The organism is Streptomyces sp. 2131.1 (genome assembly GCF_900105515.1).
Classification (GTDB): Bacteria; Actinomycetota; Actinomycetes; order Streptomycetales; family Streptomycetaceae; genus Streptomyces; species Streptomyces drozdowiczii.
The window spans coordinates 3,396,122-3,412,632 of record NZ_FNSY01000001.1; the positions used below are offsets into that span (position 1 = coordinate 3,396,122).

Sequence of the window (16,511 nt, forward strand, 5' to 3'; positions counted from 1 at the left end):
GGGTGTGTGGCGTTCAACAGTCACGAGGAGATCCGCTCCTTGAGGTCCTTCAGCCAGCCGTCGATGACGGGGGCCGTCGTGTCGACGTGCTGCTCGACGATGGTGAAATGCGTGCCGGGAACGGTCGCCACGGTCTCGGCGCCCTGCCAGTCGGCCTGCCAGCCGCCCTCGCCGACACCGGCCCGCTCGCCCGCCTCGAAGAGGTCACCGGCCCGGACGAACAGCACCGGCGCCTCGATGTCCGCCTGCGTGAACTGCGGCAGCAGCTCCACGTACCGGCCCATCGCGGAGAGTTCGGCGCTGCTGAACGAGCCGAGGGTGGCCGCCTTGTCGGGGACGGCGGACGCCATCTGGTCGAAGATCGCGTCGTTCGCCGCGCCCATGTAGTACGTGTCCAGCAGGACGAGCCCGGCCGGCCGCACCCCGTGCACCCGCTCCAGGCGGGCGACGGTGGCGTGGGCGAGGAGCCCGCCGGAGGAGAAGCCGAGCAGCACGAACGGCTCCCCGTCGGCAGTACGCAGCACCGCCTCCGCGAGGACGTCGACGGCCGCGTCGAACGACTCCGGCAGCGACTCGCCACGGGCGAATCCGGGGGTCGGGATTCCGGACACCGGCACGGACAGCCGGGCCGCGAGCCGCGCGTGCTGGTGCACGCCGCCGGCCACGGTCGGGGTGCTGAGGCAGATCAGCCGGGGCACCGGAACCTCCGCCTTGGCCCGTGCCCCGTACGAGACCGCCTCGGGCAGTGCGTCCAGGTCGGCGGCCGTGGTGAACGAGGGCCGCAGGGCCGCCACCGAACGCAGCATCGCCAGACCGGGCTTGATGTTCCCGGCCATGATCGCGTCCAGGAACAGCCCGTACAGGGTGTCGTCGACCGGGCTCGCGGCCTCCGGGGCGGCCGTGGCACCAGGGCCCGCCTCTCCCCCTTCGGCGCCCAGCCGGCCGGCGACGAGCCTGGCCAGCTCCAGCGGGTTCCTGCTGTCGAATACCACCATGGCCGGCAGCGCGAGCCCGGAGGCCGCGTTGAGACGGTTACGGAGTTCGACGGCGGTCAGCGAGTCGAACCCGGCCTCCAGGAAGCCCGCTTCGGCGTCCACCGCACCCGCGTCCGCATGCCCCAGGACCTCGGCCGCGTGGCTCAGCACCTCGTCGAGCACGACCCGGACGCGGGCCGCCTCGTCCAGCCCGCGCACCTTCCGCACGAGCCCGCCGGCCTCGCGGACGACGGCCGCGGCACCCGCGCGCCGCCGTCCGGCGGGGGCCAGGGCCCGCAGCAGCGCGGGCACCTCGTCGGTGCGGGCGCGCAGCGCGGCCAGGTCGACGCGGAGCGGGACGAGCGCCGGGGCGTCGGCGGCGACCGCCGCGTCGAACAGCCACAAACCCTCTTCCTCGGTGAGCGCCGGGGTCCCGGTGCGCCGCATCCGCTGGAAGTCCGCCTCGCCGAGCCACTGGCTGAGCCCGGTCTCGGTGGCCCAGAGCCCGAACGCCATGGAGGTGGCGGCCAGCCCCTGGGAGCGGCGGTGGGCGGCGAGACCGTCCAGGAAGACGTTGGCCGCCGCGTAGTTGCCCTGGCCGGCGGCCATGACGAGCCCGCCCGCCGAGGAGAACAGCGCGAACACGGACAGGTCGAGGTGGGCGGTCAGTTCGTGCAGGTGCCAGGCGGCGTCCGCCTTGGCGCGCAGGACGTGGTCCACCTGCTCGGGGGTGAGCGCCCCGACGAGCCCGTTGTGCGCGACGCCGGCCGCGTGGACTACACCGCGCAGCGGGTGGTCCGGATCGATGCCCGCGATGAGCGCGGCGACGGCCGCCCGGTCGGAGACGTCGCACGCGGCGATCTCCACCCGGGCGCCGAGCGCGGTCAGTTCGTCGCGAAGCCCGGCCGCATTGGGCGCGCCGAGCCCGCGCCGCCCCGCGAGCACCAGGTGGCGTACGCCGTGTTCGGTGATCAGGTGCCGGGCGACGATCGCGCCGAGACCGCCGGTGCCGCCGGTGATCAGGACGGTCCCCCCGGTGTCCCAGGGGGTCTCGCCGCCGGGCGCCGAGGACCGGACGAGGCGGGGTGCCAGCACCTTGTCGCGGCGTACGGCCAGCTCGGGTTCGTCCGTGGCGAGGGCCGCCGCGAGCGCCCGGGGCGAGGGCTCGCCCTCCTCCAGGTCGAGGAGGACGAACCGGCCCGGGTTCTCCGCCTGCGCCGCCCGCACCAGACCCCAGACGGGGGCCTGCCGTACGTCGACGGGGTCGCCGTCCGAGACGGCAGCCGCGGCCCGGGTCACCAGCACCAGACGCGACCGCGCGAACCGCGGCTCGGCGAGCCACTGCTGCACGGCGGCCAGGGCCCCGTCCACGGCGGTACGGGTGCCTGCCGGGATCTCGTGCTCGGTGCCGGCGCCGTCCGCGTCCGCGAGGACGGGCAGCAGCACCACGTCCGGTACGGCGTCGCCGAGGGCGTCCAGCCCCGCGACCACCGGCATCCCGGCGACGACCAGGCCGGGCCCGGCGACCGCCCAGTCACCGCGCGGCCCGCTGCCGCCGCCGACCGGCTGCCACTCGACGGCGAGCAGGGCCTCCCGGAACCCGCCGCCGCCCAGCTGCTGCGCGGCGACCGGCCGCAGTTGGAGCGCCTCCACCGAGGCGACGGGCACCCCGGCCGGGTCGCTCAGGTCCAGGCGTACCGCGTTGCGCACGCCCTCGACCGGCGCGAGCCGGACACGTACGGCGGTCGCGGACGCGGCGTGCAGGGTGACCCCGGTCCAGGAGAACGGGAGCAGCGCCTGCCCCTCGTCCTCGTCGGCCCCGAGCCCGCCGAAGCCGAGCGCATGCATGGAGGCGTCGAGCAGGGCCGGGTGCAGACCGAAGCGTCCGGCGTCCGGGTGCGCCTGCTCGGGCAGCGCGATCTCCGCGTACAGCGCGTCGCCGTGCCGCCAGGCCGCCGTCAGTCCCTGGAACACCGGCCCGTACCCGAACCCGCGCTCCTGAAGCCCGTCGTACAGGCCGTCCGCGTCCAGCTCCTCCGCGCCGACGGGCGGCCATGCGGTGAGGTCGGAGGCGGCGGTGTTCCCCGCCCCGGGGGCCAGCACACCTTCGGCATGCCGGGTCCACGGCTCGTCCGGGTGATTCTCGGGCCGCGAGTAGACGCGGACCGCGCGCCGGGCCTGTGCGTCGGGCTCACCGACGACGACCTGGAGCGAGACCCCGCCGCGCTCGGGCAGCACCAGCCGCGCGTACAGCGTCAGCTCGTCCAGCAGCCCGCAGCCGACGTGGTCGGCGGCCTGGAGGGCCAGCTCCACGAACCCGGTGCCGGGGAGCAGGATGCTGCCGTGCACCGCGTGGTCGGCCACCCAGGGCTGGGTGTCCAGCGAGACCCGGGCGGTGAGCGTCACGGCCTCGGAGTCGGGCGACGCCACGACGGCCGCGAGCAGCGGGTGGTCGAACGCGTCCTGCCCGACCGCCACCGCGTCGGTGGCCGGCTTGGCCGCGTCCACCCAGAAGCGGGTGCGCTGGAAGGGGTACGTGGGCAGCTCGACCCGGCGCGCACCCGTACCCGCGTAGTACGCCTCCCAGTCGACCCGCGCCCCGTCCGCGTACAGCCGCCCCAGGGCGGTGACCAGCGCCTCGGGCTCGGGACGGTTCCTGCGTACGGACGGTACGAGCACGGCCGCGCCGCCCTCGCCCCGGTCCAGGACCTGCTGGGCGAGGCCGGTCAGGATGCCGTCGGGCCCGATCTCCAGGAACCGGGTGACGCCCTGCGCCTCCAGCGCCTCGACGGCATCCGCGAACCGGACAGGGCGGCGGACCTGGTCGACCCAGTACTCGGGGGTCTGCCAGTCGGTGGAGGGGGCGCCGGTGACGGTGGAGACGACCGGGATGCGCGGCTCGTTGAACGTCAACCCGCGCGCGAGCGCCCGGAAGTCGTCGAGCATCGGGTCCATGAGCGAGGAGTGGAAGGCGTGCGAGACGGGAAGACGGCTGGTCTTGCGGCCCAGCGCGGCGAAGTGCTCGCCCACGGCGAGGGCTTCGGACTCGACACCTGAGACGACGACCGCTTGCGGGCCGTTGACGGCCGCGATGCCCACCCCGTCCGTGAGGAGGGGAACCACTTCGTCCTCGGTCGCCTGCACGGCGACCATCGCGCCACCGGCCGGAAGGGCCTGCATCAGCCGGCCCCGGCTCACGACCAGCTTCGCCGCATCCGCGAGCGAGAGCACCCCGGCAACGTGCGCGGCAGCGATCTCACCGATCGAATGACCCGCGACCACGTCCGGGTTGACGCCCCACGCCTCCACCAGCCGGAACAACGCGACCTCGAAAGCGAACAACGCGGGCTGGGTGCACGAAGTCGCATTCAGCGCCTCCGCGTCCTCCCCCCACACCACGTCCTTCAACGCCGTTTCAAGATGCGCGTCCACCTCCACACACACCGCGTCAAACGCCTCCGCGAACGCCGGGAACACGTCGTACAACTCACGTCCCATACCCAGCCGCTGCGCCCCCTGCCCCGTGAACAGAAACGCCGACTTGCCGCTCCGCCGTGCCTGACCACTCGCGACGGCCGGGGCGTTGCGGCCCTGTGCCAGGGCGGTCAGGCCGCGCAGCAGTTCCTCGGTGTCCGCGCCGAGGACGACGGCCCGGTGGGGGAAGGCGGTGCGGGTGGCGACCAGGGACAGGCCCAGGTCGGCCGGGGTGGGCGTCGGCTCGTCCGCGGCCCGGTCCAGCAGCCGCTCGGCCTGAGCGGCGAGGGCCTGCGGGCTCTTCCCCGACAGCACCAGCGGAAACACCGGGAGTTCGCGGTCACCGGCGTTCCCGGCCGCCGTCTCCGGCGCCTCCTCGACGATCACGTGCGCGTTCGTCCCGCTGATCCCGAAGGACGAGACCCCGGCGCGGCGCGGCCGGTCGGTGGGCTGCCACTCCCGCGCCTCGGTGAGCAGGGCGACGTTTCCGGCCTCCCAGTCGACCTGGTCCGAGGGCGCGTCGACGTGCAGGGTCTTCGGGAGGACGCCGTGGCGCATGGCCATGACCATCTTCATGACGCCCGCGATGCCCGAAGCGGCCTGCGTGTGGCCCATGTTGGACTTGATGGACCCCAGCCACAGGGGAGCCTCGTCCGCGCGCCCCTGCCCGTAGGTGGCGAGCAGCGCCTGCGCCTCGATCGGGTCGCCCAGGGTCGTCCCCGTGCCGTGCGCCTCGACCGCGTCGACCTCCGCCGCCGTCAGGCCCGCGTTGGCCAGGGCCTGGCGGATCACGCGCTGCTGGGACGGGCCGTTGGGGGCGGTCATCCCGTTGCTGGCACCGTCCTGGTTGAGCGCGGAGCCCCGGAGGACCGCTACCACCGGGTGGCCGTTGCGGCGTGCGTCGGAGAGCCGTTCCAGGAGCAGGACGCCGGCGCCCTCGCCCCAGGCGACGCCGTCGGCCGACGCGGCGAAGGACTTCGACCGGCCGTCCGGGGCGAGCCCGCGCTGCCGGCTGAACTCGATGAACATGCCCGGCGTGCCCATGACGGCGACACCGCCGGCCAGGGCGAGCGAGCATTCACCGGCGCGCACGGCCTGGGCCGCCATGTGCAGCGCGACGAGCGAGGACGAGCACGCGGTGTCGACGGTGACGGCCGGGCCCTCCAGGCCCAGCGTGTAGGCGGTGCGGCCGGAGACGAGGCTGCCGCCACTGCTGGCCGCGGCCTCCACACCGAGCGCGTAGTCGTGGTACATCACCCCGGCGAAGACACCGGTCGACGAGCCCTTGAGCGTCGTCGGGTCGATCCCGGCCCGCTCGATCGCCTCCCAGGCCACCTCAAGGAGCAGTCGCTGCTGCGGGTCCATCATCAGCGCCTCGTTGGGGCTGATCCCGAAGAACACCGGGTCGAACTCGGGTGCTTCGTAGAGGAATCCGCCCTCGCGCGCGTACGTACGGCCGGGCGTCCCGGGCTCGGGGTCGTACACCTCCGCGTCCCAGCCGCGGTCGGCCGGGAAGTCACCGATGGCGTCGACCCCGTCCGCGACGATCCGCCACAGCTCCTCCGGGGTGGTGACCCCGCCCGGGTAGCGGCAGCCCATGCCGACGATGACCACCGGATCGTCGTCCCCGCCGGCCCCGCCCGCCGCCGGGGCGCGGGTGGGCACGGGCAGGGCGCGGTCCGAACCGGCCACTTCCTCGCCCATGTACGCCGCGACGGCGTCGGCGGTCGGGTAGTCGAAGATCAGCGTGGCGGGGAGCCGGAGGCCCGTCGCCGAGCCGAGCCGGTTGCGCAGCTCGACGGCCGCGAGCGAATCGAAGCCCAGCTCGCTGAAGGCCCGCTCCGGTTCGATCGCGTCGGCCGACGCGTGGCCGAGGACCCCGGCCACGTGCGTGCGTACGAGATCGAGGAGCGCGGCGGCGCGTGCGGGGGTGTCCAGCCCCGCCAGCCGGGCGAGGAGCCCGTCACCCCCGTCGGTGGATTGCGCGGTCCTGCGTACGGGTACGCGCACCAGGCCCCGCAGCAGGGCGGGGAGTTCGGTACCCCGGTCGCGCAGGACGTTGGTGTCGATGCGGAGGGGGACGGTGGCCGCGAGACCCGACTCCAGGGCCGCGTCGAACAGGGCCAGGCCCTCCGCCTCGGAGAGTGCGGGCAGCCCCTGGGCCGCCATGCGCTCCTCGGCCAGGCCCAGCATGTCGATGCTGGTCATCCCGGTGTCGACGCCCCAGAGCCCGAAAGCCATGGCGGTCGCCGGAAGGCCCTCGGCGTGGCGCTGGGCGGCGAGTGCGTCGAGGAAGACGTTGCCCGCCGCGTAGTTGCCCTGCCCGGCCGCCAAAACCAGCCCGCCGGCCGAGGAGAACAGCACGAACGCCGACAGGTCCAGCTCCCGGGTCAGTTCGTGGAGGTGCCAGGCCGCGTCCACCTTCGGCCGCAGGACCGCACTCACGCGTTCGGGGGTCAGCGCGCCGACCACGCCGTTGTCGACGACACCGGCGACGTGGACGACTCCGGAGAGCGGGTGTGCCGGGTCCACGGAGGCGAGGACGGCGGCCAGGGACTCCCGGTCCGCCACGTCGCAGGCCGCCACGGAGACCGAGGCGCCCAGCCCGGACAGCTCGGCGACGAGGTCACCGACGCCCGGAGTGCTCGCGCCCCGGCGGCCGACCAGAAGCAGCTGCCGGACCCCGTGCCCGGCCACCAGGTGGCGGGCCACCCGGGCGCCGAGGCCGCCGGTGCCGCCGGTGATCAGTACGGTCCCGTCCGCGTCCCACACCGGGCCGGCGCCGTCGAAGGAGCCCGGCGCGGCGAGCACCAGGCGCGGCACCCACACCTCGCCGTCGCGCACGACCAGTTCCGGTTCGCCGAGAGCGGTCACCTGGTCCCAGGGCACGGAACCGTCGGAGTCGACGAGCACGAAGCGGCCCGGATTCTCGGCCTGCGCGGCCCGGACCAGCCCCCAGACCGGTGCCTGGCGCACATCGACCGGCTCGCCGTCGGACACGGCCACCGCGCCGCGCGTGGCGATCGCCAGCACCGCGCCCTCGGGGCGGTCCTCGGCCAGCCACTCCTGTACGGCCTCCAGCGCCTGGCTCACCAGCCCGTGCACCGCACCCGGCATGTCCGCGTCGAGGCCCCGCGTCCCAGCGGTGAAGACGACCGGTGCGGGCGCGTCGGACGGCGTACGGGTGGGGACCGCGGGCAGCTTGCTCCAGGCGATGCGGAAGAGTGAGTCGTTCCCGCCGGTGGCGAGCTGCTCGGTGGAGACGGGCCGGCCGACGACCGCGCCCACCGTCGCCACGGGGGCCCCGGTGGCGTCCGCGACCTGCAGGGACAGGCTCTCGGGGGTCGGCTGCGTGATCCGTACGCGGACGGCGGAGGCGCCCGCCGCGTGCAGGGACACCTCGCGCCACACGAAGGGCAGCACGGTCTCGTCGCCGCCGGTGCCGTTGACGAGGGCCGCGTGCATGGCGGCGTCCAGGAGCGCCGGGTGCAGCCCGAACTTCTCGGCCTCCGCGTGAGCCTGTTCGGGCAGCGCGACCTCCGCGAACAGCACGTCACCCACGCGCCAGGCGGCCTTGAGGCCCTGAAACGTCGGCCCGTACCCGAACCCTCGCTCCCGCAAACCGTCGTACGCGCCCTCCAGGGGCAGCTCCTCCGCCCCGGCCGGCGGCCAGGCCGCGAGGTCGAACGCTGCGGTCTGCGTACCGGGCGCGAGTACGCCGTCGGCGTGCAAGGTCCACGGCAGGTCCGGGCGGTCCTCGGCGCGCGAGTACACGCTCACCGAGCGCCGGGCCGTCGCGTCGGCGGCCCCGACGACCATCTGCACGGTGACGGCACCGCGCGCGGGCAGGATGAGCGGCGCCTGCAGGGCCAGCTCCTCCAGTACCGCGCAACCGACCTGGTCACCGGCGCGGATGGCCAGCTCCACGAAGCCCGTGCCCGGCAGCAGGACGCTCCCGAGGACGTCGTGGTCGACGATCCAGCCGTGCGTACCGGCGGACAGCCTGCCGGTGAAGGTCACCATGTCCGTGTCCGGGGACGGCACGACCGCCCCGAGAAGCGGGTGCCCCGCATCGGTCAGCCCGGCCGTCGCCATGCTGCTGCCGCCGCCGATCCAGGAGTTGGCGAGGTACTCCTCGGTGCCGACCCAGTAGCGGGTGCACTGGAAGGCGTACGTGGGCAGCTCCACGGTCCGCGGCCCGCTGCCGGCGTAGAACGCCTCCCAGCCCACCCGGACGCCGTCCACGTACAGCCGGCCCAGGCCCGCGATCAGGGACTCGGCCTCGGGACGCTTCTTGCGTACGAGGGGGGTGAAGGCGCTGGTGTCCTCGGCGGCGGAGGCGGCTCCCAGGGCGGTGAGGACCGCGTCGGGGCCGACCTCGACGAAGGTGCGCGCGCCCAGGGCTTCGGCCGCGTTCACGGCATCCGCGAACCGGACAGGGCGGCGGACCTGGTCGACCCAGTACTCCGGGTTCTGCCAGTCGGCGGACGGTTCGCCGCTGACCGTGGAGACAGCCGCGACCGTCGGCTCGTCGAACGTCAACTCACGCACTGTGGCACGGAAGTCGTCGAGCATCGGGTCCATGAGCGAGGAGTGGAAGGCGTGCGAGACGGGAAGGCGGCTGGTCTTGCGGCCCAGCGCGGCAAAGTGCTCGCCCACGGCGAGGGCTTCGGACTCGACACCTGAGACGACGACCGCTTGCGGGCCGTTGACGGCCGCGATGCCTACCCCGTCCGTGAGGAGGGGAACCACCTCGTCCTCGGTCGCCTGCACGGCGACCATCGCGCCACCGGCCGGAAGAGCCTGCATCAACCGGCCCCGGCTCACGACCAGCTTCGCCGCGTCCGCGAGGGAAAGCACCCCGGCGATGTGCGCGGCAGCGATCTCACCGATCGAGTGACCGACGACGACGTCGGGCTTGACGCCCCATGCCTCCACCAGCCGGAACAACGCCACCTCGAAAGCGAACAACGCGGGCTGGGTGAAGGCGGTGGCGTTGAGCGCGTCCGCGTCCTCCCCCCACACGACGTCACGCAACGGCATATCGAGGTGCGCGTCCACCTCCGCGCACACCGCGTCGAACGCCTGCGCGAACACCGGGAACGCCTCGTACAGCTCACGCCCCATCCCCAGCCTCTGCGCACCCTGCCCCGTGAACAGGAACGCCGACTTGCCGACCGGTCGCGTGACCCCCCGCACCAGCCCCGGGTGCTCCTCACCCGCCGCCAGTGCGGTCAGCGCGCCCGTACGGTCTCCGAAGACGACGGCCCGGTGCTCGAAGGCGGGCTTCGACACCACCAGTGAGTGGCCGATGTCCTCGGCGCGGTGGTCGTCGGCCACCGTCAGCAGCCGCGCCGCCTGACCGGCCAGCGCGTCCGCGCTCTTCGCGGACACCACCCAGGGAGTGACGGCCATGTCGGGCCCGGCCGCCTCGGTCGCGGCGGTTTCGGCGGCCTCGGGGGCCTCCTCCACGATCACGTGGGCGTTCGTGCCGCTGATACCGAAGGAGGAGATGCCCGCACGCCTCGGACGGCCCTCCGGCGCCCACTCGCGGGCCTCCGTCAGCAGTTCGACGTCACCCTCGGACCAGTCGATCCGGTCCGAGCGCTCCTCCGCGTGGAGGGTCGGCGGGAGGACGCCGTGGCGCATGGCCATGACCATCTTGATGATGCCCGCGACACCGGCGGCGGCCTGCGTGTGGCCCATGTTCGACTTGATGGAGCCCAGCCACAGCGGCTGTCCGTCCGGCCGGTCCTGCCCGTAGGTGGCGAGCAGCGCCTGCGCCTCGATCGGGTCACCCAGAACCGTGCCGGTGCCGTGCGCCTCGACCGCGTCGACCTCCGCCGCCGTCAGGCCCGCGTTGGCCAGTGCCTGGCGGATGACGCGCTGCTGCGAGGGGCCGTTGGGGGCGGTGAGGCCGTTGCTGGCACCGTCCTGGTTGAGCGCGGAGCCCCGGACCACGGCGAGGACCGGGTGGCCGTTGCGGCGCGCGTCGGACAGCCGCTCCAGGAGCAGCATGCCCGCGCCCTCGCCCCAGCCCGTGCCGTTGGCGCCGATGCCGAAGGACTTGCAGCGGCCGTCCGGGGCGAGGCCCCGCTGCCGGCTGAACTCGACGAAGACCTCGGGGGTCGCCATGACCGCGACACCACCGGCGAGGGCGAGCGAGCACTCACCCGACCGCAGCGCCTGCGCCGCCATGTGCAGCGAGACCAGCGACGACGAGCACGCCGTGTCGACGGTGACGGCCGGGCCCTCCAGGCCGAACACGTACGAGACCCGGCCGGAGGCGATGGCGCCCGTGCTGTTGTTGGCCGCGTAGTCGTGGTACATCATCCCGGCGTAGCAGCCGGTCATGCTGCCCTGCAGGGTCTCGGGGTCGATCCCGGCCCGCTCGAACGCCTCCCAGGCCGTCTCCAGCAGCAGGAACTGCTGCGGGTCCATGATCGCGGCCTCGTTGGGGCTGATCCCGAAGAACGCGGGGTCGAACTCGCCCGCCTCGTGCAGGAATCCGCCCTCGTTCGCGTACGTGGTGTGCGGGCGCTCGGAGGCCGGGTCGTACACCCGGTCCAGGTCCCAGCCGCGGTTGGCGGGGAAGTCGGAGACCGCGTCCACACCGTCCGCGACGAGCCGCCACAGCTGCTCGGGGCTGCGTACCCCGCCCGGGTAGCGGCATGCCATGGAGACGATGACGATCGGGTCGTCGTCGTTCCCCGCACCGGCACCGCTCACACCTCGCGCCGGGGCCACCTCGGCGAGGGAGCCGTCGAGTTCGCCCAGCAGGTGCCGGGCCAGGGCGCGCGGGCTCGGGTAGTCGAAGGCGAGGGTGGCGGGCAGCCGGACCTCGGCGGCGGCGCTGACGGCATTGCGGAACTCCACGGCCGTGAGCGAGTCGAAGCCCAGCTCGCTGAAGGCCCGGGTCTCGTCCACGGCGTCCGCGTCCGGGTAGCCGAGGGCCACCGCGACCTGCGTACGGACCAGATCGAGCAGGACGCGCTCCTGCTCCTCCCGGTCGAGCCCGGCCAGCCGGCCGCGCAGCGCCCCGGCCGCCTCCGGCGCGGAACCGGCGGTGCGCCGGGCCCGTACGCGTACGAGCTTCCGGAACAGCGGCGGCAGCGTTTCACCGGCCTCGGCGAGGGTGCGCACGTCGAGCCGGATCGGCAGGACGACGGGCACGTCCACGGTCAGCGCCCGGTCGAAGAGGTCCAGGCCGTACGCGGCGGTGAGGGCGCCGATGCCGGTGCGGCTCATGCGCTGGAGGTCGGCGTCGGTCAGGGTGCCGGACATCCCGCTCGCCCACAGGCCCCACGCGAGGGAGCGGGCGGGCAGGCCGTGGGCGGTGCGGTGGGCGGCGAGGGCGTCGAGCAGCGCGTTGGCGGCGCCGTAGTTGCCCTGGCCGGGGACGCCCAGGACGCCGGTGGCGGAGGAGAACAGGACGAACGCCGACAGGCCCAGGTCCCGGGTCAGCTCGTGCAGGTGGAGCGCGGCGTCGGCCTTGGCGCGCAGGACGGTGTCCAGGCTCTCCGGGGTCAGCGACGCGATCAGCGTGTCGTCCAGGACACCGGCGAGGTGCACCACCCCGGTCAACGGCACCCCGTCGAGCGCGGCGGCCAGGGCGTCCCGGTCCGCGACATCGCAGGCGGTGACGGTGACCTCGGCGCCGAGCGCGCGCAGTTCGGCGGACAGCTCCGCCGCACCGGGGGCGTCCGCGCCGCGCCGGGAGACCAGCAGCAGGCTGCGGACCCCGTGGGCCTCGACGAGCCGCCGGGCCACCAGGCTGCCGAGCGCGCCGGTCGCGCCGGTGACGAGGACCGTGCCGGTGCCGAAGTCGGGGCCGACGCGCGTCTCGGGGTCGTCCGTGAGGCGGGCGAGGCGGGCGCCGTGGACGGTCGTGCCGCGCACGAGGGCCTGGGACTCGCCGGTGGCCAGCGCGGCGGCGGCCTGCGCGTCGTCCGCGAGGTCGTCCAGGTCCGCGAGGAGGACCCGCCCGGGGTGCTCGGCCTGCGCGGAACGCACGAGGCCCCAGACTGCGGCCCCGGCGAGGTCGGTGACGTCCTCGCCGGGCAGGGCCACGGCACCGCTGGTGGCGACGAGCAGGCGGGAGCCCGTGAAGCGCTCGGCTCCGAGCCAGTGCTGGAGTGCGGCAAGGATTTCGGTGGTGGCGGCCCGGACGGCCGCCGGGTCCGCACCGGTGTGCCGGGACCGCAGGACCACGCTCTCGGGCACGGGTCCGTCGGCGCTCAGCTCTGTCCAGTCGACGGGCACCGAAACCTGGGCGTCCGCCGGGATTTCGACCCACTCCAGTCCGAACAGCGACTCGTGCGCGACCGTGCGGGCGGCGGCGAGCTGCTCGGCGGAGACCTCGCGCAGGACGAGCGAGTCGACCGACAGCACGGGCCGGCCCGTCTCGTCGGCGACGGACAGGGCGACGGCTCCCGCACCGTCCGGGGCGATCCGGACCCGCAGCCGCGCGGCCCCGGAGGCGTGCAGGCGTACACCGGTCCAGACGAACGGCAGCACCGGACCGCTCGCCTCCGCGAACAGGTCGGTGAACACGGAGCCGTGCAGCGAGGCGTCGAGGAGCGCCGGGTGCAGCCCGAACTTCCCGGCGTCCGCGTGCGCCTTCTCGGGCAGCGCGACCTCGGCGAAGATCTCGGTCCCGGACCTCCAGGCGGCCGTCAGCCCCCGGAAGGCGGGCCCGTACGCGAGGCCGGCCTCGGCCAGCGACGCGTACACCCCGTCCGTGTCGATGGCCTCGGCGCCGGCGGGCGGCCAGGCGGCCAGGTCGAAGGGGGCCGGGTCCGTGGTGGTGGCCGCCAGGACCCCGGCCGCGTGCAGCGTCCAGGGCTGGTCGGGCTGGTCGTCGCGGCGCGAGTGAACGCTGAACGGGCGGCGCCCGGACGCGTCGGACGCGCCGACCTCCACCTGGAGCGCCACCGCCCCGCGTGCGGGCAGCACCAGGGGGGCCTGGAGCATCAGCTCGTCGAGCGTCTCGCAGCCGACCTGGTCCCCGGCCCGGACCGCGAGTTCGACGAAGCCGGTTCCGGGGAAGACCACGGAGTCCCCGACGACGTGATCCGCGAGCCAGGGCTGCGCGGACACGGACACCCTGCCGGTGAGCACGACGCCACCGGAGTCCGCGAGCGAGACGACGGCCCCGAGCAGCGGGTGCCCGGCCGCGGCGAGACCGGCGGCGGAGACGTCGCCGGGGGCGTTGGTGCCCTCGACCCAGTAGCGGGTGCGCTGGAAGGCGTACGTGGGGAGCTCGGCCTGCTGCGTACCGGTGCCGGCGTAGAACGCCTCCCAGTCGACGGCTAGGCCGGTGGTGAACAGCCTTGCCAGGCCCGCGACCAGGGCCTCGGACTCTCCGCGGTCCTTGCGTACGAGCGGGACGCAGGTGGTGTTCTCGTCGGTCGCGGAGGCGGTCCCGAGGGCGGTGAGAACGGCGTCGGGGCCGATCTCGACGAACGTACGGGCACCGAAGGCTTCGGCCGCGTTTACGGCGTCGGCGAAGCGGACAGGGCGGCGGACCTGGTCGACCCAGTACTCCGGGGACTGCCAGCCCGAGGCCGAAGCGGCGCCGGTGACGGTGGAGACGACCGGGATGCTGGGCTCATTGAACGTCAACTGCGAGGCGATGGCGCGGAAGTCGTCCAGCATCGGGTCCATCAGCGAGGAATGGAACGCGTGCGAGACGGAAAGACGGCTGGTCTTCCGCCCCAGCGCGGCGAAGTGCTCGCCGATACCCGTCGCCTCGACCGCCAACCCTGAAACGACCACGGACTGGGGCCCGTTGACCGCCGCGATGGACACGCCATCCGTCAGGAGCGGCAGCACCTCTTCCTCGGATGCTTGCACCGCAACCATCGCGCCACCGGCAGGAAGCGCCTGCATCAGCCGACCACGCGCGACAACAAGACGTGCGGCATCCGCCAGCGAGAGCACGCCCGCAACGTGCGCGGCGGCCAACTCACCGATCGAGTGACCGACGACGACGTCCGGCTTGACGCCCCACGCCTCCACCAACCGGAACAGCGCCACCTCAAAGGCGAACAACGCGGGCTGGGTGCACGAAGTCGCGTTCAGCGCCTCCGCGTCCTCCCCCCACACCACGTCCTTCAACGCCGTTTCGAGATGCGCGTCCACCTCCGCACACACGGCGTCAAACGCCTCCGCGAACACCGGGAAGGCCGCATACAACTCACGGCCCATACCCAGCCGCTGCGCACCCTGCCCCGTGAACAGAAACGCCGTCTTCCCCTTCGCGGCGACGCCACGCACCACGGAAGGGTGGTCCTCCCCCGCGGCCAGAGCCGCGAGCCCGGTCAGGGCCGCCGCGCGGGTCTCCGCGAGCACCACCGCGCGGTGGTCGAGCGCCGCGCGGGCGGTCGCCAGGGAGTACGTGAGGTCGGCGTCGCTCGTCTCCGCGTCCGCCGTGACGTGGGCGTGGACGCGGTCGGCCTGCGCGGCGAGAGCCGTCGCGTCGCGACCGGACAGCAGCCACGGCAGTACCGCGGGCAGCGGCGTGACGACAGTCGCCGGCGCTTCGGGGGCCTCGTCGGTCTCGGCGGGCGGCTCCTGCGCCGGCGCCTCCTCCAGGATCACGTGCGCGTTCGTACCGCTCACGCCGAAGGCCGAGACGCCGGCCCGGCGCGGGCGGTCCTCGGCGCGCTCCCAGGCCCGGGTCTCGGTCAGCAGCCGCACCCGGCCCGCCGACCAGTCGACGTGGCTCGACGGCTCGTCCACGTGCAGGGTCTTGGGCAGCACGCCGTGGCGCAGGGCCTCGACCATCTTGATGACGGAGCCGACACCGGCGGCGGCCTGTGCGTGGCCCATGTTGGACTTGATGGACCCCAGCCACAGGGGCCGGTCCTCGTCGCGCCCCTGCCCGTAGGTGGCGAGCAGCGCCTGCGCCTCGATCGGGTCGCCCAGGGTCGTCCCCGTGCCGTGACCCTCGACGGCGTCCACGTGGGTCGCGGAGAGCTTGGCGTTGGCGAGGGCCTGGCGGATGACGCGCTGCTGGGCGCGCCCGTTGGGGGCGGTGAGGCCGTTGCTGGCGCCGTCCTGGTTGACCGCGCTGCCGCGTACGACGGCGAGCACGGGGTGGCCGTTGCGGCGGGCGTCCGCGAGGCGTTCGAGGACGAGCATGCCGGCGCCCTCGGACCAGCCGGTGCCGTCCGCCGCCTCCGCGAACGCCTTGCAGCGGCCGTCCGGGGCGAGCCCGCGCTGACGGCTGAACGCGATGAACGGGGACGGGGTCGACATCACCATGACGCCACCGGCCAGGGCGAGCGTGCACTCGCGGCGGCGCAGCGCGGTCGCCGCCAGGTGGAGCGAGACGAGCGACGAGGAGCAGGCGGTGTCGACGGTGACGGCCGGTCCTTCGAGGCCCAGGGTGTAGGAGATCCGGCCGGAGATGACGGCAGCCGCGTTGCCGGTCGTCATGTACGCCTCGGCGACCTCGCCCGCCGCGCCGACGATGTACTCGTAGTCCTGGATTCCGGAACCCGCGAACACGCCGACGGGCTTGCCGCGCAGGGACGACGGGTCGATCTCGGCCCGCTCGATCGCCTCCCAGGACACCTCCAGGAGCAGCCGCTGCTGGGGGTCCATGGTCAGGGCCTCGTTGGGGCTGATCCCGAAGAAGCCGGCGTCGAAGTCGGCGACGTCGCGGACGAACCCGCCCTCGTTCACGTAACTGCTGCCGGACGCGGTGTCGCCCTCGTCGCCGCGCAGCGCGTCGAGGTCCCAGCCGCGGTCGGTGGGGAAGGTGGAGACGGCGTCGCGGCCCTCCGAGACGAGCCGCCACAGCTCCTCGGGGGAGGAGACCCCGCCCGGGTAGCGGCAGCTCATCGCCACGACGGCGATGGGCTCGTGGTCCTGGTTCTCGGCCTCCTGGAGCCTGCGCCGCGTCTGGTGCAGATCTGCCGTGACCCGCTTGAGGTAGTCGAGAAGCCGTGCGTCGTCATTGGACATGTTGGGTCCCACCGAGTCCTTGTTCATGCCGGTTCATGCCGAGAGGTCGAGTCGGGTCGCAGATGCGGGACGGGGCCGGTGCCGTCGCGG

At 74.1% G+C, this 16,511-nt stretch carries 1 protein-coding gene; it reads right to left on the reverse strand.

What is annotated here, in order from left to right; translation table 11 throughout:
• Window positions 1–20: 20 nt before the first annotated feature.
• Window positions 21–16,421: a type I polyketide synthase gene (locus BLW14_RS15320; RefSeq protein ID WP_256332796.1), complete on the reverse strand. Its 16,401-nt coding sequence runs from the start codon at window positions 16,419–16,421 to the stop codon at window positions 21–23.
• Window positions 16,422–16,511: the final 90 nt, after the last annotated feature.